We start from the raw sequence: 23,097 nt of genomic DNA on the forward strand, positions 1-23,097 counted from the left end.
CATGCAACGTGTGCGCCGAGCAGCCGATCTTGGTCGCTATCGAGGATACCGCCGCCCATCGGGATGCATGTTCGGATTCATGGGCCAGAACCATACGCACAGCGCGGCCGCGGACTTCCGGTGAAAATTTGTTTGTCGTCTTGCTCATATCGGCTCCACTGTCTCACGAGTTGGAGCCTCCGGCAAACCCGGGGCGGTTCACAGCGATTGATCTCTTCGAGCGCAATTTCAGGCTTTGTGCGCGGTACCCGCATTCATCCTCAATGATGAGAATGCAGATTACGATCTCGTGGGAAATACGAAGAGATGCCTTGTCCACAGAGCATAAAGCGCGTTCTTAGAGAGCTCGAGGATCTCCATTGTCTCAGCTTGGCTGAGACCTTCGAGGCTGATCAAGAAAAAAGCCTGCCGGGCTCGATGCGCTATCGAGGAGAGGTTAGCTGTGACATGTGTTTCCCAGCTGAGCTCCGATTGAAGCTCCGATGCACGGACGGTCACCGAGTCGAAATGTTTGATGAGGAGCTTGTAAAGACCGACGCGGTCGGAGCAGTTCTTGGGAAAAAGCGATACATCGGTGAGGAGAGTTTCGATAGTCGCGGCCACATAAAGGTCACCGGAAGTCGGGGAACCGGTGATTGCGCCGGCAAAACGACGAAGGTGAGGCAAATGTGGAGCTATCCGGCTGCATAATGACATTGCGATAGGATTTCCTATTCGATCGTATGAGATATGAGCTCTGTGCGCGGGAAAGTCCGCCAAGCTCGTTAGAGCGCCGTGCGTCCTTTACGACGCTCTAACTCTGTGAATCTCCTGCATCATGCTTTTCGAAAATCCATTCCGATTTTCGGCCTAATGCTGTGGACAATTCCTCTGAGTTCGATGGCTATGCAGAACCATAGTCGATCAGCAGACGACCGTTGCGCTAGCCGGCCCTCGTCTGGATCAGCCAATCCAAATATCGCTGTGAAGCCATGCGCGCGCTCCGATGAGGAAGGAGGGTGTCGTCATTCAGTTCGACACCATAATAGGGGGCCTTGCTATCGCTGATAACCTGGCGCTTGTCTTCATTTGCCGCCAACTGCATACGGGCAATCTCGTCAAGACCAAACGGCTCCGGACCGCCGATTTCCACGGTGTTATTTCTTGCGGCACCTAACGCCAGTTCCGCCAGTATGCCGCTGACATCATCAGCAGATATGGGCCGTATAAACGCCGGTGGAAGCCGGAATCCATCGCCAAGTGCCCCCATGTTGATCATGCCGCTTATGAACTCGAAAAACTGCGTGGAGCGGAGAATGGTGTAGGGTCTCCGTGATGCTCTGATGAGATTTTCCTGTACCATCTTCGCCCGGAAATAATCGCTCTCGACCAGACGAGGCGTTCCCACCACCGAGAGTGCCAGATAATGGTTCACGCTAGCTTCAGCTGACGCTGCCAACAAATTCCGGGTAGAGGCCTTGAAAAACGTCAAAGCGGAGTCATCGCCAAATGACGCGGCGTTGGTGACATCGATGACGACATCGGCTCCCGAGACGGCCTCCTTCAAACCCTCCCCGGTAACAGAGTTCACTCCCAGGGAAACAGACGCAGGAACCACTTGCATCCCTGCATGGCGAAGCCTCTCCGTCAGTCGCGTTCCGATAAGCCCGCTCGCTCCCATAACAGTGATTTTCACGAACTTGTTTCCCTAGTTTTCGGTATGCCGTGTTCCAGCTCGGGCGGGCGTGCGAATGCACCAACCAGCGCCCCGGATGATCGAAAAAGCGCGGCCTCATGCCGATCAGTGAGTGAAATGAGGCCGCATTGGATCGTCGTCATTGCACGGAAGATCACTCCACCGGCATGACGACCGGAGCGTCCTTATTCTTCAGCAGCACAACGATAAATTTCGCCGGCTTTACCGCGCTCGCATTGCGGCTGACCAAGTGAATGTCGGAAGGACTTTCGTAGAAGGTCTCTCCCGGCGACAAGGTGACTTCTTTTTCACCCTTGACCTGCATCACGATGGAGCCTTCCAAAACGTAGACGAATGAATATGCATCATGCTTGTGAATAGGCGAGGAACCTCCTGGTCCATACTCGACCGAGATCATCAGCCCCTCCTTGCCGGGATAATTTGAAAGGTCCTTTTTCATGAGAGGTGTGACGACCGCAGTGTCCTCAGCAGCAACCGGCAAAGTGCCGAAAAGGCCAACTGCAGCAGACACAAATAGCGTTAACAAAGCTGATTTCATTGTCATAATCCCTTTTGTAGTGGAATGCATATGTGGGTTTGCATGATTACGTTTCGAGTTCGAAAACGCCGGGCACAAGACGACCTGGCCCGGCTGTTTGATGCCTGGACTAATTCGACTGCCGGGACTGGCGGAACCAATCCTCGAAGCCGATCTTGCCGATCCGCGCACCATCGCCGGGCACAAGCGACTGATCGTTCAGCTCAGCCCCGAAATAACGCGCGTGAACATCTGACTGGACTGTCCGCGGATCGTCAGTCGCCTTCAGATAACGGCTGACAATCTCACTCAGGCGAACACGCTCGGGACCAGCAATCTCGATCATGCCGTTGATCGGCTTGCCGAGGGCGACATCGGCCATGGCGTCAGCAACGTCGTCGGATGCGATGGGCTGAACGTAAGCCGGCGAAAGATGAACGATCGTACCAATGGTTCCTGAATCGGCAATGCCCTTCAGAAACTCCATGAACTGAGTGGAATGGACGATCGTGTAGGGAATCGGCGAAGCCTTGATGAGCTTTTCCTGAACGAGTTTAGCCCTTAAATATCCGCTTTCCGGCAATCGCTCCGTTCCCACGACGGAAAGGGCGATATGATGCTTCACGCCGGCCTTTACCTCGGCAGCCAACAGATTGTGCCCGGCCGTCGCGAAGAATTCGAGGACCGCCTTGTTTTCGAATGAAGGCGAATTGGCAAGGTCAATCACGACGTCGGCCCCCTTCAGGGCCTCCGAGAGGCCCTCTCCCGTGATGGTATTGACGCCGGAATTTGGTGAGGCGGCCAGTACGTCATGGCCCTTGTCTCGCAAGCGCGTAACAGTCTTGGAACCGATAAGGCCGTTCCCGCCGATAACAACAATTTTCATAACGGATGTTCCTCGCAACATGATTGTTTCAGATCATTTGGATCGCCTCAAACAATGGCGGAAGAGCCGAATTCGCGCTATCGTGCAGTAGGTCTATCTCTCTAAGCATCGGGTTTAGTCGACCTCTCCCGAAGTCTAGGGCGACGAACCGGTGGTGTTGTTTATCGATAGACAATCAGGCCCATGTCCCCGGCCATCGCCGAAAAACCATCGGTTCGGCCGGCTTCAATCACCAAACGACCATGTCGCGGTATTCCGAATGCCGAACAGCAAATTTGGCCATGAAAGGACAGATCGGCCTTACTTTATGACCACTCTGGCGAATTGCGTCGAACACGCCCTGGGCCAATAGCGAGCCGATGCCTTGACCTGAATATTCAAATGGCACTTCCGTGTGGACCAGAATGACGATTTCACCCTCGATCCTGTAATAGGCGACGGCGATAACTCCATCCGCAATCGGCATCTCGTAGCGGCTGTAAGTGAAATTGTCCTCAACACCAGGATCGGGGCGCATTTTATACTCCATCATTGGCAATGAACTGTTTGCCCGCAAAGCACCGGCTCCATTTCTGGCCGCAGGTATTGGCGGGGTGTGCCGTATGAATGGCCATCGTGAACCGCATCTGGCATGTCAGCTATCTCGCCAGACGAGTGGGAATGCCATTCCTTCGTTTTTCCAACCGGTCGTTCAGGCCCATTGCCGAGTAACGGCCATCGGGCCGCCGGAGCGCGCACCACCAGCTCCATTTGCCCGCAACGCTGCGTGTCGTCCGTGACAGGAGAGAACCGCTGGGCATCTTCTAAGTGAACTTTGAAGCACCGGCGCGTGCACCGATGTCCAAGCTTCTGTCCCGGCTAGTTGTTGGTGGTATCGACGTCAACGACAGCATCTGTAAAAGCCTGCGGCGCTTCCTGGGGCAAGTTGTGGCCGACGCCGCCGGTGATCACCCGGTGCTGGTACTTGCCGGAGAACATCTTGGCGTAGGCTCTGGCGTCCGGATGCGGCGCGCCATTGGCGTCACCTTCGAGCGTAATTGTGGGCACGCTGATGATTGGCGCCTGTGCGAGCCGCTTCTCCAGCTCGTCATATTGGCGCTCGCCGTCGGCGAGCCCAAGTCGCCAGCGGTAGTTGTGGATCACGATCTCCACGTGGTCCGGATTGTCGAAGGCAGCGGCGCTGCGCTCGAATGTGGCGTCGTCGAAGCCCCATTGTGGCGAAGCGAGCTGCCAGATGAGCCTGGCGAAATCTCGCGTGTGTTTTTCGTAGCCGGCGCGGCCACGGTCGGTGGCGAAGTAATATTGATACCACCACTGAAGTTCGGCTTTCGGTGGGAGCGGCTTCTGGCCGAGCTGCTGGTTACCGATGAGATAGCCGCTCACCGAGACCATCGCCTTGCAGCGTTCCGGCCAGAGCGCGGCGACGACGTTGGCCGTGCGAGCGCCCCAGTCGCAGCCGCCGATGATCGCTCTTTCGATCCCTAGCGCATCCATCAGCGCGATCGTGTCCGCTGCGAGCGCCGCCTGCTGTCCGTTACGCTTCGCGTCATGCGAGAGGAAGCGCGTTGCACCGTGGCCGCGCAGGTAGGGCACGATTACCCGGTAGCTCTTCGACGCCAGCAGCGGCGCGACGTCGACGTAAGTGTGAATGTCGTACGGCCACCCGTGCAGCAGGATAACGGGCGCGCCATCGATAGGGCCCAGCTCGGCATAGCTGACGTTCAGAACGCTGGCATCGATTTGCTTCAGCTGGCCGAATGATTTCGGTGTCGGCTGCATTGCGGATGCCGCTTTTGCTGACGCTTTCATGCCGAACTCGGCAGCGGCGAATGTGATTGCGGCTGCGCCTATAATCTGGCGGCGACCGCGATCGATCTTCTGGGGAGCCTTGATCTTATCCATGGTGAGACCTCAACGGAAATAATGGGTGTTAGGCAAGCGAATGGCCTTGCTAAAGCGGCCTGATCGCTTGCATTTTGCCCGGTTCGAAGTGGCATCGTAACTATCTTGGGGTCTAGGCAACGCACGCCTCGCGGATATCAGCGGGCAGTGAACCCTGGCGCGGGTAGCGGTAAGGAACGCGGTGAATTTCTTGACGAGTTCTGGACTGCCCGGCTTAATTGACGCGGGGCCCTGTAGTCTTCTGCGCTTCGGCCTGGGCCTACGGTGTGGTCGTGATGTTCATGGGTAGCTCCTTGAAAGCGGTTGAAGTTCATTGCTTGCAAATCATGCCGCGATGAGCCAAACCCAACCATCATGCGATGCTCGTCAGCCCAGATCCAGATATTGAGAACAAGTTCTATATAAGCGTCTGATAGTCCCAGGCTTTCCTTGTCCTGGCAGGAGGAACCAATGATGCGCGTCTGGTCGTACCGCCCCCGATTCTCGCACCTGGGGCTTTTTATTACGGCGTATGTCGTGGGCTGCGGTTTCGCTCAGTCGCTCGCAATCGTGCCCGGAACAGGCATTTCCATTTGGCCTGCGAGCGGACTTTTCATTGCTACGCTTGTCCTCGCCTCCAGGCCTAGCTGGCCCTGGTGGATTCTGGGGGGCTGTTTGGCTGAACTGTTCAGCAATTTCTTGTGGTTCCACAGTCCGCTGCCAGCGGCCTTCCTGATCTATACCGGCAACGCTCTTGCCGCGATGGCCGGGGCATGGCTCGTAACCCGAACTTTGAGGCGACCGGTTCGGCTGGAAACATTATGGGAAGTTCTCGCATTCATCGTACTGGGCGCCGGAGTTGCGCCGGTCGTAAGCGCGACGGTGGGAAGTGCAACACTTGCGTGGTTTGGCATGCAATCGCAAACCTTTGTGGCTGCTTGGCCTCTCTGGTGGATCGGTGACGCCACCGGGGTTTTGATCGTAGCGCCACTGGCGCTGATCGTATTCCAGGACTGGCGTGGTGAAGCCCAGCTCTCGGCGGCGCGATGGATGGAAGCTTGCGTCCTGGGGCTGATCTTTCTTGGGGTCGCCGCCCTTTCCCTGAGCGGCTATCTCCCTTTCGCCTACGTCATCATGCCGCCACTTCTTTGGGCCGCGGTGCGCTTCGAGTTTAAAGGCGCCGTCGTCGCCTTGACCCTCCTCGCTCTGATCACGGCGGTCTTCACAATATCCGGCGCCAGCCAATTTGCCGGGGATCCGGAGTCCCAGAGGCAGAAGCAGATCATGCTGCAGCTTTTTCTGGCCATCTCGGCATTTTCGGCGCTCATTATGGCCGCCATATCCCGGCAGCACCAGTTGACGCTGGTCACATCGCGCAACCGGGAACGGGAGCTCTCGCAGCTCGTAGATATGGTTCCGAGCCACGTTTGGCGTCTGACACCCGACGGCAAGCCGGTTTTCTTCAACAAGCGCATGGCCGACTTCCTCGGCCTGGATGTAGCGGATACCGACAAGCCAGGGATGACCCGGCTGGCGGCAATGATAGAAGCCTTCATCCATCCCAACGAAGCGGCAGAGTTCGGGACCATACTCCGCCATTGCCTCACCACTGGCGAAGTCTTCGCAATGCGATATCGCCTGCGCCGCGCCGACGGCGTCTACCGCTGGATGTCGAGCCGCGCGGAGCCGATGCGGGATGAGGGCGGACGCATCGTCCAGTGGTACGGCCTCTGCCATGACATAGACGATCAGATGCACGCCGAAGAGGCGCTGCGGCGGAGCGAACGGCAGCTTCAGGAGATGATCGACGCCGTGCCGGTCCGCATCTGGCGCGTAACCCCAACGGGCGGGCCGGTTTACCTCAACAAGCGATACCAGGACCATTTCCGTTCCGTTATCCCGAATTTCGAAGCTCTCGAGCGGCGCATCGAGAATTTGTTACAAGAGCTGATTCATCCTGAAGATGCTCTAGAGGTGCAGCGCACGTTACGGAATTGTTTCGAAACTGGCGACGGCTCCGCGATGCGGTTTCGTGGGCTTGAGAAAGATGGCGCTTATCGCTGGGCGGAGTGCAGGGTCGAGCCTCTGCGTGACGAAGACGGAGCGGTTGCGCAATGGTATGGAGTTTCTCTCGATATCGATGATGAGGTGCGCGTGCAAGAGGCGTTGCGCAACCGGGAACGGGAACTCCTGCAGCTAGTGAACATGGCCCCGGTTCACATCAAACGTCTGACGCCCGACGGCGAGCCGACCTTCTTCAACAAGCGCGCGCTTGATTTCTTCGGTTTGAACGACCTCGTTCAAGTGGACAAGCCGGACATGAGCCGGTTGGCGGCAGCCATACAGTCTCTCGTCCATCCCGAAGATGCAGCCGGCCTGCTGGAGACGGCCCAGCACTCCTTCGTCGCCGGCGAGCCCTATTCCGTGAAATATCGTATGCTCCGTTCGGATGGCGTGTATCGCTGGTTTGATGGCCGAGGGGAACCGCTACGAGATCAAAACGAAGCGATTGTGCAATGGTATGTGGTTTCGATCGACATCGACGATGAGATGCGCGCACAGGAAGCGCTGCGCGACCGGGAGCGGCTGTTGCAGCAGATGGTCGACGCGGTGCCAGTCAACATCCTAACTTTCACGCCCGATGGCAAACCGTCCTTCGTCAACAAGCGATATCAGGACTTTCTCGGTATTAATTTCCCGCAGTTCGAAACAATCGAAGAGCAGCTGCAAGCGTTCGTCCATCCAGATGATGTTTCCGAGATGGTGCGTGAATTGCGGAACTGCTTCAAGACCGGAGACACTTTTTTGATGCGGTATCGCCGGCGTGGAAAAAGTGGTGCTTACTACTGGACGGAGGGCAGGATGGAGCCCTTCCTCGATCAAAATGGAGTGATTGAGCATTGGTACGCTGTCTCTCTGGATATCGATGATGAGATGCGCGCGCAGGAGGCGCTGCGAGAGAGAGAACGCGCGCTCTGGCGGCTCATTGAAACGCTGCCCGTAATGATTGATTGCGCCGCGCCGGATGGTGAGCCGGTCTATCGCAGTCGGCAGCTCTGCGAATTCCTTGGATATGAGCTTGAAGAACTGGATGGAACGGGAAAGGGCCGCATGGCCGGTACGCTGGACGCTGGTGTTCATCCCGACGACGTCGCAGGTGTTAAAGAGCGATATGCCCATTCGTTGGCCACTGGCGAGCCGTATGCGCGGAAGTTCCGTCTGCGGCGCTTCGATGGAGAATATCGCTGGATTGAGACGCGCGTCGCACCGATGCGCACCCCTGATGGCGCCATTGTCCAATGGAATATCATCGTTTTGGACATCGACAGCGAGGTTCGTACGCAAGAACAGCTGCGTCTGGCGCAAGAGAGGCTTGCACGGGCGAGCCAGGCGGCGAGTCTTTCCGAGCTTTCCGCTTCCATCGCGCACGAGGTGAATCAGCCGTTAGCAGCCATTGTGGCGAACTCGCACGCCTGCCAGCGCTGGCTCACGGCTGAACCGCCAAATCTCGAGCGCGCGCAAAAGACGGTGGAGCGTGTCATCCGTGACGCCAACTCGGCGGCCGACGTCGTCAGCCGCATCCGCGCCTTGTTCAAGCAATCCGTGGAGACGAGGACGAACATGACGTTCGATGGCGTCATCTCGGAGGCGCTTAGCCTTGTGGCCGAAGAGGCGTCGCGGCGTCGCGCTCGTATCGACCTTGATGTCGAAGGCGATCTGCCGCTTGTCGCGCTCGATCGCGTCCAGATTCAGCAGGTTTTGATCAATCTCATCCGAAATGGCATGGAGGCAATGGACTCTACCGCAGGCGACAGAGTTCTTGGGATGCGCGTGTGCAGGATAGGGGATGCGATCCAAACGGAGATCAGCGATCGCGGTGGCGGTATCGAGTTTCCGGAGAAAGTATTCGAGCCGTTCTTCACGACCAAGCAGAATGGAATGGGCATGGGGCTGGCGATTTGCCGGTCGATCATCGAGTCTCATGGCGGTCGGTTATGGATGGAAAAGAACGAGCCGCATGGAACAACCTTCATCTTCACGTTGCCCGTTGAAGCGAACGCGGCGGTATGACGACGGAAGGCGGTAACGTCTTTGTCTATGATGAGCGCGCATCCGAAAGGCGCCGAGCAAGCTCGCTACATCCCCACGCAATGCATGGATTTCCATAGGTGCGCATGGGGAATGGCGGAATTAGAGTGTGACGTGAGTTCGCGATTGTCGCGTCTCATGGGCGGTTATGGCGGAGGAGAGCAAACTGCACGGAGCAACCTTCATTTTCACGTTGCTGGTCGAGGCGAAAGCGGCGTCATGATGGTGGATGACCAAATTGTCTTCATTGTGGACGACGATGAACGCATTCGGGAGGCGCTTAGTAATTTGCTTGCCTCACATGGCATGCGCGCCGTCGTGTTCGGATCGGCCAGTCACTACATCAGCGCGGTCAAGCCGGACATCCCCGCCTGCCTCATCCTCGATGTCGAGTTGCCGGACATCAACGGCCTCGATCTGCAGAGGCAGATCGCGGAGGGTGATCATCCGCCGATCGTTTTCATAACGGGACATGGCGACATCCCATCCTCGGTGCGCGCGATCAAGCACGGCGCCGTGGATTTCCTGACGAAGCCTTTCCGCGATGCGGACCTCATAGCCGCGATCCACGCGGCGATCGTCCAGGATCGGGAAAAGAGATCGGAACGGGCGGAACTCGGCGTGCTGAGGCAACGTTATCTTGACCTAACGCCCCGGGAACGTGAGGTGCTGCCGCTGGTGGTGAGCGGCCTTCTCAATAAGCAGGCGGCGGCCAAACTGGGAATCAGCGAGGTCATGCTGCAAATCCATAGAAGGAACGTCATGCAGAAAATGGCAGCGGCGTCGCTCGCCGATCTCGTACGTATCGCGGAGCGATTGGAAATTCCGATCACCCATTCGCGCCGAGCGGGAGGGAGCTTAGCGTGAGCAAGCAAAGACCTGACGTGGCGGTAGTCGATGATGATCCAAGACTGCTCGAATCGCTGCAGGAACTTCTGGAGTCAGCGGGCTACGCTGCGCACAGCTTCTCGTCGGCGAGATCACTGCTCGTCAGCGGGCTGTCGGGCATAGATGTGCTCATCACCGACATCGGCATGCCTGGCATGGATGGCTTTGAACTTCATGATCTCGTGAAGAAAGCACGTCCGGAACTCCCGGTGTTCTTGATCACCGGCCGCCACGAGATAGCGGATCAGGACCGCGCCCAGAGTATTCGCGGTTTCTTCCGCAAGCCTTTCGATGCCCAGGCCCTTCTTGCGGCCGTCGGGGATGCTTTACACGATCGAGAAAATGGAGGGTGAGCATGAGAATCGACCAGCCGCTCCCGCGGAGATCAGCGCCGCAATCACAACTGCGGAGAAATGAACCGGAGCAGCCGCTCGTCTTCATTGTCGATGACGATACCTCTGTCCGGGAGGCACTGTCGGAGTTGATCCTGTCGGCAGGGCTTCAGCCAGTCTGCTTTGCCTCGACCCGCGAATTGCTTGACGCCGACATATTGGACAGCCCCGGCTGCCTGATCCTCGATGTGCGCATGCCGGGAGCGAGCGGCCTCGATCTCCAGCATCATCTTGCCAAGAACGGTAATCCCAAGCCAGTCATCTTCGTGACCGGGCATGGTGACATTCCAATGACTGTCCAGGCGATGAAAGCCGGCGCCGTGGACTTTCTCACCAAGCCAGTGCGGGACCAGACATTGCTCGACGCTGTGATTAAGGGCATTGCGATAGATGCCGCGCGGCGGGCGGAAGCAGCGGTCGTCAAACGCAATATCGAGCGGTTCGAGACGCTGACGCCGCGCGAGCGCGAGGTTCTGCATGAGGTGGCACGCGGACGCCTCAATAAGCAGATTGCCTTCGACCTCGGCATCAGTGAAGTGACAGTCAAACTGCATCGCGGCAATGTCATGCGCAAGATGGAGGCCGCTTCCATCGGCGATCTGATCCGCGCATGGGAAACACTGCCCGCGCCGATGCGTGAGGCCGGCGCAATCAAGGCATTGGTCTGAACGATCCCTGCGGCGGTCAAGACGGATTGCCTAGCGCCGGAAGAGCGGTGCAAATGAATAATGATACTTCGGTGTCCCTGCAATGTGCTGCCTTCAACCGTGGGAAGTTTACCACTTCCGTTTACGAGCGAGTGACGAGTGAATGAAGCGCAGATTGCATCGAACACATAACCAGTGAGTGTCGCCAGCCGAGCCAATAATTGTCGGTCCGCTTCAGTAAACGCGGCAGTATCGTACTTGTCCGAGAATGGCAGCATCCCGTAGTTGCGCTCGTTCAGCCCAATGACCGGCGCAGCTAGCCAACCGCGTATGGGCGGATGCGTATCTGCCTGGTTGCCAAAGCCTTCCACTCAGGGTGTGCTCCGAGTGTCGCCTGTGTGAAGCGCATGGGTTTGTTCGCAGCAATGGGCCAAACAGTGGATGCCGTAGCCGAGGGCAGGAGTGCGATATTTCAAACCACGTCCTTCCGCAATCGCCACGAAGCGGGCGCGGTGATGCAGAGTTAGGGCTTTATGCTTTCGTGCGATCGATGCGGGCGCCGCCACGACGGAAAAGTGGCAATGCTTCGTCGGCCAGGCGTTGCATGAACTGCTTGCTGAAGCGGCCAATCGAATCCTGATTGACATCGAGAGAATAGGATCGCTCTACGATGTCGTAATTGTATTCGCTGACAATGACCCAACCACCTTTCCATTCCTTGAGACCGGCGCGGCGGCATTCGATCTGAGGAAGTTCGATGGCAAGCTGGTCGGCTTTGGGAGGAGTTGCAGAGACTGCTAGAAGACCGACATGTGTCAAGCCGTTGGCACTTTTGAGGACCGTGAGGACACAGACCGGTCGAGACTTCTCGCCGTCCTTCCGACCCAATTCGAGCTGCCATTTAAAAACATAGTCATAATAGAAGATATTGCCGTGTTTCAGCAGGTCGGCCTTATTCCTCATAGCCTTCCCCCGTCGCCAGTCGCTCAAGATCGGCGGCGAACGCATCAGCCAGATCGTCAGGAGTTTCGCCCACGGCATAGACTCTACGGGGATCGCCGGCTCTGCGGAGGTGGTCATATTGTTCTGCGGTCATGAGGACGAACTTTCTTTTTCCGCGACGGGTGATGTCGACTGGCGCAACGTAGGCTGCTTCGACGACTTCGCCGGATTTGTTGCTAAGATCCGTGAGGGAAAAGCTGCGCATGATGCCACGCTCCTGATATTGACCTGACCACATCTTAGTGATGTTAGCTAAAATGTGCAAGACGAAAGGCACATTGCGGCCTCCATGCCGTGCAGAATATCCAGATTATCCATATAGATGCTAAATCGTGGGATATGCAGCAGCGGAGGGAGCTAGGCAGTGCCAGCGCCGCCTTGCACCAGTTCGTAGTTCTGGATGGGGGATCGCCGGCCGGGGAGGGGCGGCCGGCGATCGGGCATTGGCTTCAGCGGAGGAGGAGCCTATGCCTTTAGGAAAGCGAGAAGGTCGGAATTTACCACATTGGCGTGCGTGGTGCACATGCCATGTGAGAGGTCCTCGTAAACCTTGAGCGTGCTGTTTTTCAGAAGCTTTGCTGATAACGGCGCGGAACCGGCAAACGGCACGATCTGATCATCCTTGCTGTGCATGACGAGCGTCGAAATGTCGATGACCCTGAGATCCTCGGTGAAATTGGTCTCCGAGAACGCCTTGATGCCATCATAGTGTGCCTTAGCACTGCCCATCATGCCTTGCCGCCACCAGTTCTGGATGACGCTCTGAATGGGTTTTGCGCCCGGCCGGTTGAAGCCATAGAACGGACCTGATGGGAAATCGACATAGAACTGCGTACGGTTATCAGCCAACGACTTGCGGAGTCCATCGAACACCTCAATCGGCAGCCCGCCGGGATTGGTCGGCGTACTAGCCATGATAGGCGGTACCGCGCCGATGAGGACGAGCTTTGCTGCGCGCTCATTGCCGTGGCGGGCGATATAGCGGGCGGCTTCGCCGCCGCCGGTAGAATGTCCGATATGGATGGTAGTCCTGAGGTCGAGATGTTCAACCATGGCTGCCACGTCACCGGCATAATGGTCCATGTCGTGACCATCACTCACCTGCGCAGAGCGACCGTGGCCGCGCCGGTCGTGGGCGATAACGCGATACCCTTTTTCGAGGAAATAGAGCATCTGCGTATCCCAGTCGTCGGCGCTCAGCGGCCACCCGTGATGGAAAACGATCGGCTGGGCATCCTTCGAACCCCAGTCCTTGTAATAAATTTCCGTACCGTCCTTGGTGGTGATCGTGCTCATAGTCAATGTTCCTTTGTCTGAACGGTCACGCCAGCCGTCGCTTCCGCTGTGAGCAGGTTTCGAGCGGAGGTCTCGAAGAATTCTAGAACGGCATTGTCCTCAGACGAGGGCGAATTCGCCAAATCGATGACAAAGTGGGTTCTTGCGAGAGCCTCGGCCATCCATCGGCCGGCTCGCGTCACGGTGCCTTCGCAGCCTCTTCGATGAGCGCAGCGACTTCGCCGGGATGCGAGACCATCAAAGCGTGGGATGCGCCGTCAATGACAATGGTTTTGACCGCATGCGCGCGGTCGGCCATGAATTTCATGACCGCCGGCGGTATATTTCGATCAGCCGATCCGTAGATCGCGTAGGACGGGATTGTCTTCCAGGAGGCGGCGTTCGAGGGCTCCGCCAGGGCAGCTTCTGTCACAGGACGTTGGGTTGCCGCCATCAGGTTGGCCCGCGCCGCCGGTACATCGGCTGCGAACTGCTCGTGAAACTTTTCCTGCTGGATGTAAAGCTCCTTTCCTCCGTCAGGTCGTGCCAACGGCAGAAGGGCGTCGCTCAGGGTGCTGCCTGGGAACTGTCCTGAAAGCGAGAGGCTGGACTCACCGGTGTCCGGCGCGAAACCGGCCACATAGACCAGCGCCTTCACATTGCTCTTTCCGTGGGCTGCTTCGGTGATGACCGGGCCACCATAGGAGTGGCCCACCAGGACGACCGGTCCTTGGAGGGATCGTATAACGGACGATACAGCCGCCGCGTCGCCTGCAACGCTGCGAAGCGGATTAGCCGCGGCGATAGTGCGGTAGCCATGCCTGTTGAGTTGGGCGATGACATCGTTCCAGCTCGACGATTCTGCAAAGGCCCCGTGCACCAGCACGATCGTCGGTTTGGTCTGATGATCTGCGGCTTGCACCATCGCGGTATCCGACACGCTAGAAGCGTAAACGAGGGCTAGAACTCTGATGATCTTGTGCACGTGTCTTCTCCTGTTGTGGCGGTCATCCGACATCCAGGAGAATGCGCCAACTCGATGCGCGAACCTATTAAACGGACGGATCGGTCATACAATGCGAAGGTCTGGGACTGATGCATCGAGAGAGTAGGAAGTTTTAGTCCGCGAAGGGCGCCACACGGTATTCCCAGGCCGGCCCGGGACAAAGATATCAGCGGGAAAATTTCAGGCGCTGCGTAAGGCTGGGCTGGCTGTCCCATCGCCAGACGGGGCTATCACGCGCCGCGGCCATATGGTGCACCATTCACCGAGACTACAGCAAGACCTATACCGCGGTATGGCTCACTCTCCTCCTCGATCCGATCGACCGCAAATGCCTTCCTGGATAACGTCTTTCCCTATGACTACAGCCGTCGAGTGTCACCGGGAAAAGAGGATGTGAATTGTCACACGTAGAAACAGACCAAATATGGTCGGCGACCATGTCTTTGAATCGGAACAGCAATGTTGCCATTTATGGCCGACCTGTGGAGCAGGCGAAAGCTGGCGTCGTTCACGATCTGGGCAATCTCATCCAGATCGCGGTATCGGCGTTAAACCGCATTTCCTGGGACTCAGGTGTCTCAATCGCCCCGGCGCTCGAGCCCGTTATCGCAAGTGCCAGGACGGCGCTTGATCAAGCTGGCGCGCTTGTCCGGGAAACGATTGGAGAAGCCCAAGAGAGTGATCGTGAAAATGAATATGCAAGCGTAAGTGCCTGCCTGACTGAAGTTGAGACCCTCATCCGGTGTGCATGGGACAACATCCATCTGGAGGTCCGCGTCGGGCCAGACCTGCCTTCCGTGAAATGCGATCGCCTTAGCTTGCAAGCGGCCGTTTTGAATCTGGTCCTCAACGCGCACGACGCGATGCCTGAAGGCGGCCCGATCTCGATTGATGCGATGGCCACCCTTCAAGGCTCCAAAGAAACGCTGATCGAACTTCGTGTCGCAGATAGCGGCATTGAAATGGCGCAGGAAACCATGGCCCACCCCTTCGATCCCCTTTTCACCACAAAGGTTACTGACTTGGGCAGTATCGGCTTACCAACAGTGAAGCGCTTCGCCGACAAATTTGGCGGAAGCGTAGATGTTGAGAACACGCTTGGGGCAGGCACAACCGTGATATTGCGGTTGCCCACAGCCCGGAGAGTGGACCGATGAGCCAGGCCGCGCTGAAACGGAGTTCACAAACGGGTCCCAAGGCCAAAGAGAATATTCAGCTAAAGGTTGATAGAGGTCCGGTTTCGGGCCGCAGGCTCGCTTCCCATCAACGCGGTGGTGCCCCCAATTCATCAGAGCCGCGGCGCGAATTCTCTTGCGCTTAGTGATCTGCTCGAAAGTGGCCGCTCTCGATAATATAGGGACCTCGATCTGCGGTAGGACGGCCTCGTCGGTGATATTGAAGGCGGATTGATCGTCAGATCCCGCTCCTCGGGATCGGAGCCGCTTCTCTTTGTGAGCGAAATAGCTGCCGCTTTCGACGAATTCTAGCGTTCTTGGACAAGACGCAGTATCAGGAACGACCGGACTGCTTCTGCGGCCGCGCGAGGAAATCGCTGTTTGTTAGGATGCGTTTGATGATCTCATCCGTGATCTCGCGGTATTCGGCCAGTGGGCTTTCGGCCTCGAGAAACGCACATCATCGGGTTCGAATTGATCGCGATGAACGCGCGCTGCCCGCTGAATTTCCCCGGACCGCTGTGAGGTATGTTTAAGCAGGCATCACAAACTGCGTGCCGGTCCTTCTGGGCGAATGCATTCTCAGCCGCCGTGATCAAGCTGATATCGGCTTAACATTCACAATCAGTTCCGGGTGTTGCCCTATCCAGCGGTGTCGGGCCGGACCATGCTGAGAAGAACGCGCAACATGTCCTCTTCCCATTTGATGTAGAAGCCACGGCTCCTTTCGCGCCCTTGCGGGTATCAGTCCCAAATGCCTGGAAAGACGCGCAGGCCAAAGGTCAAGCATTTAAGGCCTGGTCAATAAGACTGGATGAGCGATCATGCCGTGCCCAGGTACTTCGATGCCTTCTATCATCATCGCGCGCAGCAGCCCTATACCTTAGCATCGTCCAACAGATGCCTGCGTAGAATAGGCGAGTGCGTCGGACTGGCCCATTCTCTATGCACCGGTCACCCCAGCATTGATGGAGAGAGGTGGCACGGACTGAAAGGAGATAAAGATGAGAGATGAAGTACCAAGCAAGGGGTTGGAGTGGACCAACCTTATACTGGGCGCAGGTCTGGCCTGTGCTGCGTTCATGTTCGCCGGGCTGCCTGCCGCAGCTTGGAACGCCGGGATCATCGGCACGCTGATCGTGTGCTGCTCGGCTATGGCGCTCTATCGCTACGAGGCTTGGACCGAATGGTCCAATCTCATTCTGGGCTGCTGGACGGTGATCGCCCCATTCCTGCTCGGCTTCGGATCGGCGCAAACGCCCATGTGGACGCACGTCGTGGTTGGGCTGTGTGTTGCGACCATCGCTGCCATGCAGCTTGCGGCTAGTCGCAAGGCGCAGGGGTCTTTGAGCACCAAGTAAGGCCAAGCAGCGGGGACGGATTCCGGAACTGTCTCGGAACCGTCCCAGATGCTTCGGCGGATTCCGATCGCAGTCGCTGCGCGAGCCCGAACCGCTTATGGGAAAAGATTATGCATCCGACGAGCTCCGAACCAACACTCGAAGAAATGCTAGCCGACCCGATCATCCAACTCGTGATGAGGTGTGACAACGTCGTCGCGGAAGACGTACGGCGGGTCATTCATGAGGCTTGGGAGACACATCGACGTCGAGACGTACCGGTCGAATGCCGCATTGGCACTCCGCCCAGTCGCCTTACAAATCGCCCGATGCCGAAGACCGCAACAGGCATTCTATTCGCCCTGGCCGGGCCGGATACCGTTCAAAAAGACCTCGACGGCGGAACGGACCGCCTCCTGCGCTTCTTCCTTCGATGGCGGCGGGCGCAGTCCAAGAAGGACCTGCAGATGAAGGTTGTCTCGGATCATGCCCACAAAGTGCCCGGCCACGCGCAGGCAATCATCCGTCCGAATTTCCCGTCGTTCATTGGCAACTTCAAGGACCTCGGCGAGTCGAGACGTGGCTCGGCCTGGTCCCTGTTCGTAAAACGACTTCACAAGATCGGGAAAGCGATTGGCCTCGGTCACGGCAATTCGGTAAATGCCGATCAAGGCCGGCGACATGTAGACAGCCATGAGATGCTGACCAAACGTTGTCAGCGTTTCCCTCAAGTCGCGTCCCTCGATCTCCTTAATTTCCAAGGTCGACAGCACCTTGTCAGCGTTTTCGGTGATGATGGCAGCGAACAGCCCCTCCTTGTTGCCGAACTCATTGTAGATGTTGCGCTTCGATCCACCAGCGCGTTCGATGATCGCGTCGATGCTTGTCGCCGCGTAGCCTTGTTCGAAAAAGACCTCGGCGGCGACTTCAAGAAGGGTCTCACGGCGACTTCTCGACCGCCCTGTCTTCGCTGTAACCACAACCATTCATCCATTCCAATGCATCCCTTGACTGGTAACGCCTGTTACCATATGTGTCAATGGTAACGCTCATTACCGGAGGCCATCGTGGCACAATTCAACAAGAAGAAGATCATGGGCTTGCTGCTGTGCCTCGGCGCCTTGGTGGTCCTGGCTGGGGGATGGGCTTGGGCTCGTTCGAGTGGCGAGACATCGACCGACAACGCTTATATCCGTGGAGACGTTACGTCGCTTACTCCAAGGGTTGGCGGCTACGTCATGGCGGTAGAGGTTGCGGACAACCAGGCCGTCCGCGCGGGCGACATCCTGTTTCGCATCGATGATCGGGACTATCGTGCACGGCTCGCGGAAGCCGTGGCCAATGTCGAAGCGAGCCAGGCTCGCCTGAACAATGTCGACGCCGAAACTCAGCTTCAGCACGCTCTTATTCGGCAGGCTCAAGCCCAAAAACTTTCAGCCGTAGCCGAGTTGAACCTCGCGGCACGGGCATCCGACCGCAGCCGCGAACTCATTCGCACCAACGCAGTGAGCCGGGCCCAGGTCGATCAAAGCGACACTGCGCTGTCGAGAGCCGAGGCCGGCGTATCAGCTGCATCGGCAACGGTGGAAGCACAGCAGCAGCGCATCGCTGTTCTTGCGGCTCAGCGCCAGGCTGCCGTCGCCGCTGTCGCGCAGGCGCAGGCCGCGCGCGATCTCGCTCAAATCAATCTCGACAGCACCGTGGTACGCGCACCGGTCAGCGGCGTTGTCGGCAACCGACAGGTCCGTGTCGGCCGGCTTGTCGCGCCGGGAACCCCTCTGCTCGATCTCGTTCCGATTAATGATTTGTGGGTCGTCGCAAACTTCAAGGAAACTCAGATCGAATATATCCGACCCGGCCAGCCCGTCCGTATCTCCATCGATGGCTACCCGAACGAGACGTTCAAAGGCGTGGTCGATAGCTTTGCGCCCGGCAGCGGGTCGACCTTCAGCTTGCTCCCCGCTGACAATGCGACGGGGAATTTCGTCCGTGTTGTTCAGCGCGTTCCCGTGAAGATCCGCTTCGTCGGCAGTCCATCGCCCGGCCGGTTGCCCGGCCGCCTCGTGCCGGGTCTGTCTGCGCGTGTCGAGATCAATCGGGAAAGTGGCTCATGACCACGCTCCTCGCCGACGTGCCGAGCCGCGACAGATCCGCGGCAGGAGCCATTCTCGTCGCCGGTATCGTGCTTGCCACGCTGACAGAGGCGATCGCCAGTACTGTTCTGTCACTGGGCCGCGGCGACATCATCGGCGACACCTATGCAACACCTGATCAGTTTGCCTGGCTGGATATCGGATATACCGCTTTGAAGCTGATCGGATTCATGATCGCTTCCTGGCTGATGACCCGTATCAATCCGCGCAGCCTGATCATCAGCTCAACCCTCGTCATGGGCGCGGCATGTGGCATTGCCGCCATCACAGCCCGGCTGGACCTGCTGGTCGTGCTTCGCGTCATACAAGGCTTCTCCGGCGGTGTCCTGCTTGTCGGCGGTCAAACGCTTATTTTTCTTAGCTTTCCGCGATCCCGACAACCGGTCCTTCAAGCCTTGTTCGCAATGGGGGCGGTCGTTGCTCCAGCGACGATTGCCCCGGCTCTCCAGGGCTGGTTGCTTGATAGCCAGTCCTGGACATGGATATTCTTCAGTGTCATTCCCATTGCCTTGGCGGCTGCCGGACTGCTGCTGATCGCGGATAGTCCGAAGCCCGTTGAGACCGCGCATTCTCCGCTCGATTGGATCGGCTTATCACTTATCTCGGTCACACTCTTCTGCTTCACCTATGTCTTCAGCCAGGGCAGCCGATGGGATTGGTTCGCAGAACCACGCATCCTATGGCTGACAGTGATCGGCATGGCCGCCCTGCTGGCATTTCTCGGCCAGCAACTGATCGGTAAAGATCAAGGCCTGCTCGACTTTACCCTGTTCAGATCGGAGGATTTTTCTTTCGCCTTTGTCGTGAGTTTCGTCGCCGGTGCCGCATTGTTCGGGAGCGCGTATCTGATCCCGTCTTTTGCTGTGTCCGTCCTCGCGTTCACGCCTACCGACGCCGGCCAACTCCTGTTGCCGAGTGGCGCTCTTTTCATCGGGGCGCTGCTTCTTGCCGCTTTTCTCATGCAGACCCGCCGCATTCCTCCGATCGCCACGGTGCCATTCGGAATCCTGATGATCATGATTGCGATGTGGATGCTCTCCGGTTCGACCAACCAAAGCGGCGCGGATGATATGATGGCAGCCATCCTATTGCGCGGCCTGGGCCTCGGCTTCCTGTTTCTGTCGATCACCCTGGTTGCGTTCAGCAACCTCAACAACAGCAATCTTGCTTCGGGCATCGGCCTCTTCAACACGGGTCGCCAGCTTGGCGGCCTTATGGGCGTCGCCGGGCTCCAGACACTGATCGATCATAACGTCGCCGGCAATATCGCGGTGCTCGGCGCCAACATCACCGCAGGCGTTCCGGCAGTCGGCCAACGTCTGACGACGTTGACAGCCATGCTGGTGGCCAAGGGCATGGACGCCGCGGACGCCAGCCGGGCAGCCACGAGCCTCCTGGGTCGGGCCGTCACAGGTCAGGCCACAGTGATCGCCTTCGACACCGCGTTCAACGCAGTCGCCCTGCTATTTGTAATCGCGGCGCCCGTGCTGGTCACCATTAAGATCGGGCTTTCCCGTTACGCGAAAATGCGCGCTGTACGCTCATCCAGGACCGGAGAGCCCGGAACATGACACCCCAAGCCGAAGCCGGTTCAATTGGGCTTCGGCAGAACCGGCAGGGAAAACCGGAACTGTGCGCCGCCATCAGGATGGTTCGAAGCGCAGATGCTCCCGCCATGTGCCAATATGATCGATTGGCAGATCGCTAGGCCGATCCCCATGCCCGTCTCTTTGGTGGTGAAGAAGCTGTCAAAGATACTGTCGAGATTGCAGACAGGGATGCCCGGGCCGCTGTCGTGAATAGAGAAAGTGACTGCCCCCTCTCCATCTTCATAGGTTGCAAGATCGATCTGGCGTACTGATCTAGACTCCTGCGCAATAGCCTGAATGCTGTTGACGAGCAGATTGACGATCACCTGCTGCAACTGGACCCGGTCCGCCAGGACTATGGGAAGATCACAGGCAAGCCTCGCCGACAGATGAATCGACTTGGCATCGATGTCGTGGCGGACGAAAAGCAGAGCTTCCTCGATGACTTGGTTCAGGTCGAGCGCGATACGCGCCGGCTCGTGCTTCGCCGCCATCCCCCGGATGCGTTGCACGATTTCGCTTGCGTGACGCGCACTTGATACGATGCGGGCCGTGAGTTGCTCAACCTTGGCTATATTTGGATTATCGCGCGATAGCCATCTCAGGCTGGTCTCGCCGTTGGTGACGATGGCCGAGAGGGGCTGATTGACCTCATGCGCGATGGATGTGGCGAACTCACCAAGCATCGATATCCGCGCCGCGTGTGTGAACTCGGTTTCGAACTGATGAAGTTGTCGTTCTGTCCGGAGCCGTTCGGTGATATTTTCCAGGCTAAGGAGCGTCACATCAAGCCGTTCCGACGGTGCCGGAAAGGTCACCGAAAGCCGCACGTCGATCAACCGGCCGTCGAAGGTCCGAACCTTCATGATTTCCGTGTAATTGCGTCTTCCCTCGAACCGCGCCAGCATGATCCTTCGGGGCGTCTCAGGAGAGACCTCATACAGGAAGCCGACGGAGCCGATGAAATCTGCCGGTACGGTTCCGTTGAATAGCGCCACAGCCCTTTGGTTGACCTCGGTGACGCGCACGACCTTCTTCATGAAATCCACCAATTCCGGGTGTTCATCCAGATAGGCGTTAAGATCGTTTACTCCATTGTCCCTGAGTTCCTCGAACACCGGCGCCATGCGGCTTGCATCGACCTGCAGCAGAGCGACCGGCAAATGGTGGATCAGCTTGCGATAGCGTTCTTCGCTGGCGCGCAGATACCAGAACGAGCGGTCATCGTCCGTCGCGCCGTTGACCGCCACGAACACGATGTCCGGTCGGCCGTCCTCCTCCGATCCCCACGCGGTGATGACTGGATCACGGAGCACTCCGTCCGAGGCAAGCTTGCGCATGCGGGTGATTACGCCAGGTGAATGATCCATGGCCACAGCTGCGATGAGCTCCGCGAGAACGCCGCGCCCGACACGCGGCCAAAAGGCGCCGACCGGCTGGCCGATCATCCGGCTGCGGCCAACATGGCCCCCCACGAGATGCGCGGCCCGCTCATTGACATTGACAATGCGCGTCCCCTCCAGGAGCTCGTCCATCCAATCTGGCTGCTGTGCGAGTTCGGCGGCTGCGCCCTCATTGATCAGGTCTCCCATCCTGTCAAGCAGCGGGCGGACACGCGATATATCAAGCGCCCAGCTGGCGGCAGCGAAGCGGTGCACGTCGGCATTCGGCGCTGACGACAGATGAGATCCTTTAGTTGCACCTCGTCCATATTCGACGATGTCGCGCGGCTCGCCATCTGCATTGCACCTCACCGTCTGCCTGACGGATGCCGTGATCCGGCCGCCCCACAACGTACGCCGTTCAACCGGCCCCTCCCAGCGCCCCTCCTGCCGGAGCGATTGCCATTGTGCGATCTGAAACGCCGGATTCGACGACATATCCGAGAGGTTGCGTCCGATCGCGCCGATGGCTGGCCAGCCGTAGAGCCGTTCGGACGCTGGATTCCAGTATCGAATATTGCCGGTGAGATCGAAGACGATCACGCTGTCCGATGCAAGATCGGCCAGTTCCGTATCTGCTTCGGCGTTTGCAAAAATATCGATATTTTCAACCGCGCCGCGCCGCCATGCCATCTCAGTCATCAGTGTTTCCTCCATCCCCGCCACCAGGCGAAACATCGTGCCGCACCGCCGACTTCAGATGCTGGAGGAGGATTTCGGTAGCCACCGGCTTGGTGAGAAAGGCATGCGCTCCAATAGCGATGGCGAGCGACCGGGTGTTCGGGTCCGAGTGGGACGTAACGACGATCACCGGCATGGTCGAACCCATTCCCTTGAGGCGCTGCAGCAGTTCCAGTCCGCTGATGCCGGGCAGCCGCACATCGGTGATGAGACAATCGAACGTGCCGGGCGCAAGGGCCGCCAGGAAGGTTTCGGCGCGGTCGAAGGTATGGCATGGCAGGTCAATAACCTGAAGGAGATCGGAAAGGGCCTCACGCATGGCCTCGTCGTCTTCAACGATTGCAATGACGGGCGCTTCGAACACATCCATGACCTTCGCTGTTGCTGCGGCGCTGCGCGCCGCTTTTCCCAGGTCTCGCTGAATCCTCGCTGCATTGG

General features: G+C 58.0%; 22 protein-coding genes and 1 pseudogene. 8 read left to right on the forward strand and 15 right to left on the reverse strand.

All coding sequences use genetic code 11. The features are described 5' to 3' along the window. The 7 genes from DUT91_RS20965 to DUT91_RS20995 all read right to left on the reverse strand — a co-directional run. On the reverse strand, positions 1–148 hold a 148-nt coding region (locus DUT91_RS20965), incomplete at its 3' end, for a transposase (RefSeq protein WP_483466845.1). Between the two features lie 131 nt (positions 149–279). Further along, positions 280–696 (reverse strand): hypothetical protein, encoded by a 417-nt coding sequence (locus DUT91_RS27545; protein ID WP_425373828.1) that lies wholly within the window; start codon positions 694–696, stop codon positions 280–282. Between the two features lie 226 nt (positions 697–922). After that, a complete protein-coding gene (locus DUT91_RS20975) occupies positions 923–1,675 on the reverse strand; it encodes an SDR family oxidoreductase (RefSeq protein ID WP_114442439.1) in 753 nt (250 codons plus the stop codon). Positions 1,676–1,829: 154 nt separating this feature from the next. Continuing rightward, positions 1,830–2,234, reverse strand: coding sequence for a cupin domain-containing protein (locus DUT91_RS20980; RefSeq protein ID WP_200835038.1), 405 nt, complete (start codon positions 2,232–2,234; stop codon positions 1,830–1,832). Between the two features lie 109 nt (positions 2,235–2,343). Further along, complete coding sequence (locus DUT91_RS20985) at positions 2,344–3,099, reverse strand: SDR family oxidoreductase (RefSeq protein ID WP_114442441.1); 756 nt, start codon at positions 3,097–3,099, stop codon at positions 2,344–2,346. 229 nt (positions 3,100–3,328) lie between these two features. Further along, positions 3,329–3,616, reverse strand: coding sequence for a GNAT family N-acetyltransferase (locus tag DUT91_RS20990; protein WP_200835039.1), 288 nt, complete (start codon positions 3,614–3,616; stop codon positions 3,329–3,331). A 341-nt stretch (positions 3,617–3,957) separates the two neighbouring features. After that, the gene (locus DUT91_RS20995; protein WP_114442442.1) at positions 3,958–5,001 is read right to left on the reverse strand and encodes an alpha/beta fold hydrolase; all 1,044 of its coding nucleotides are present in this window, start codon (positions 4,999–5,001) and stop codon (positions 3,958–3,960) included. A gap of 450 nt (positions 5,002–5,451) precedes the next feature. Here DUT91_RS20995 and DUT91_RS21000 point away from each other — a divergent pair, with 450 nt between their 5' ends. From DUT91_RS21000 to DUT91_RS21015, 4 genes are all read left to right on the forward strand, one after another. Then, positions 5,452–9,051: a PAS domain-containing protein gene (locus tag DUT91_RS21000; protein WP_114442443.1), complete on the forward strand. Its 3,600-nt coding sequence runs from the start codon at positions 5,452–5,454 to the stop codon at positions 9,049–9,051. A 237-nt stretch (positions 9,052–9,288) separates the two neighbouring features. Next, a complete protein-coding gene (locus DUT91_RS21005) occupies positions 9,289–9,936 on the forward strand; it encodes a response regulator transcription factor (protein WP_114442444.1) in 648 nt (215 codons plus the stop codon). Then, a complete protein-coding gene (locus DUT91_RS21010; protein WP_114442445.1) occupies positions 9,933–10,310 on the forward strand; it encodes a response regulator in 378 nt (125 codons plus the stop codon). The genes DUT91_RS21005 and DUT91_RS21010 overlap by 4 nt, the downstream gene beginning before the upstream one ends. Before the next feature lie 2 nt (positions 10,311–10,312). Continuing rightward, on the forward strand, positions 10,313–11,017 hold the full coding sequence (locus DUT91_RS21015) for a response regulator transcription factor (protein ID WP_114442446.1): 705 nt from the start codon (positions 10,313–10,315) through the stop codon (positions 11,015–11,017). A 510-nt stretch (positions 11,018–11,527) separates the two neighbouring features. On the opposite strand, the gene DUT91_RS21020 is transcribed toward DUT91_RS21015, so the two are convergent. The 5 genes and pseudogenes from DUT91_RS21020 to DUT91_RS21040 all read right to left on the reverse strand — a co-directional run bounded on the left by DUT91_RS21020 (position 11,528) and on the right by DUT91_RS21040 (position 14,258). Then, on the reverse strand, positions 11,528–11,959 hold the full coding sequence (locus DUT91_RS21020; RefSeq protein WP_114442447.1) for a hypothetical protein: 432 nt from the start codon (positions 11,957–11,959) through the stop codon (positions 11,528–11,530). After that, entirely contained in the window at positions 11,949–12,203 is a 255-nt protein-coding gene (locus DUT91_RS21025) for a type II toxin-antitoxin system prevent-host-death family antitoxin (RefSeq protein WP_114442448.1), read from the reverse strand. The genes DUT91_RS21020 and DUT91_RS21025 overlap by 11 nt, the downstream gene beginning before the upstream one ends. A gap of 260 nt (positions 12,204–12,463) precedes the next feature. Beyond that, complete coding sequence (locus DUT91_RS21030; protein ID WP_114442449.1) at positions 12,464–13,294, reverse strand: alpha/beta fold hydrolase; 831 nt, start codon at positions 13,292–13,294, stop codon at positions 12,464–12,466. A gap of 26 nt (positions 13,295–13,320) precedes the next feature. Beyond that, positions 13,321–13,458 (reverse strand): annotated as a pseudogene (locus DUT91_RS21035) (NmrA family transcriptional regulator); the annotation flags it as partial. A gap of 14 nt (positions 13,459–13,472) precedes the next feature. Further along, positions 13,473–14,258 (reverse strand): alpha/beta fold hydrolase, encoded by a 786-nt coding sequence (locus DUT91_RS21040; protein ID WP_425373829.1) that lies wholly within the window; start codon positions 14,256–14,258, stop codon positions 13,473–13,475. A 419-nt stretch (positions 14,259–14,677) separates the two neighbouring features. Here DUT91_RS21040 and DUT91_RS21045 point away from each other — a divergent pair, with 419 nt between their 5' ends. After that, complete coding sequence (locus tag DUT91_RS21045) at positions 14,678–15,436, forward strand: sensor histidine kinase (protein ID WP_245419857.1); 759 nt, start codon at positions 14,678–14,680, stop codon at positions 15,434–15,436. Positions 15,437–16,458: 1,022 nt separating this feature from the next. After that, complete coding sequence (locus DUT91_RS21050) at positions 16,459–16,815, forward strand: SPW repeat protein (RefSeq protein WP_114442451.1); 357 nt, start codon at positions 16,459–16,461, stop codon at positions 16,813–16,815. A 332-nt stretch (positions 16,816–17,147) separates the two neighbouring features. On the opposite strand, the gene DUT91_RS21055 is transcribed toward DUT91_RS21050, so the two are convergent. Continuing rightward, a complete protein-coding gene (locus tag DUT91_RS21055) occupies positions 17,148–17,780 on the reverse strand; it encodes a TetR/AcrR family transcriptional regulator (RefSeq protein WP_114442452.1) in 633 nt (210 codons plus the stop codon). Between the two features lie 108 nt (positions 17,781–17,888). On the opposite strand from DUT91_RS21055, the gene DUT91_RS21060 reads away from it, so the two are divergent. Together DUT91_RS21060 and DUT91_RS21065 are read left to right on the forward strand one after the other, a co-directional pair. Continuing rightward, entirely contained in the window at positions 17,889–18,908 is a 1,020-nt protein-coding gene (locus tag DUT91_RS21060) for an HlyD family secretion protein (protein WP_114442497.1), read from the forward strand. Continuing rightward, complete coding sequence (locus tag DUT91_RS21065; RefSeq protein WP_114442453.1) at positions 18,905–20,518, forward strand: DHA2 family efflux MFS transporter permease subunit; 1,614 nt, start codon at positions 18,905–18,907, stop codon at positions 20,516–20,518. The genes DUT91_RS21060 and DUT91_RS21065 overlap by 4 nt, the downstream gene beginning before the upstream one ends. A 20-nt stretch (positions 20,519–20,538) precedes the next feature. On the opposite strand, the gene DUT91_RS21070 is transcribed toward DUT91_RS21065, so the two are convergent. Together DUT91_RS21070 and DUT91_RS21075 are read right to left on the reverse strand one after the other, a co-directional pair. Further along, positions 20,539–22,620 carry an ATP-binding protein gene (locus DUT91_RS21070; RefSeq protein ID WP_200835040.1) on the reverse strand — a complete coding sequence of 694 codons (2,082 nt, stop codon included), beginning with the start codon at positions 22,618–22,620 and terminating at the stop codon, positions 20,539–20,541. After that, positions 22,613–23,029 (reverse strand): response regulator transcription factor, encoded by a 417-nt coding sequence (locus tag DUT91_RS21075; RefSeq protein ID WP_114442455.1) that lies wholly within the window; start codon positions 23,027–23,029, stop codon positions 22,613–22,615. Before DUT91_RS21075 ends, DUT91_RS21070 begins: the two co-directional genes overlap by 8 nt. Positions 23,030–23,097 lie beyond the last annotated feature (68 nt).

Origin of the sequence: Paramesorhizobium salinisoli, assembly GCF_003335045.1 — a bacterium.
Taxonomy (GTDB): Bacteria; Pseudomonadota; Alphaproteobacteria; order Rhizobiales; family Rhizobiaceae; genus Paramesorhizobium; species Paramesorhizobium salinisoli.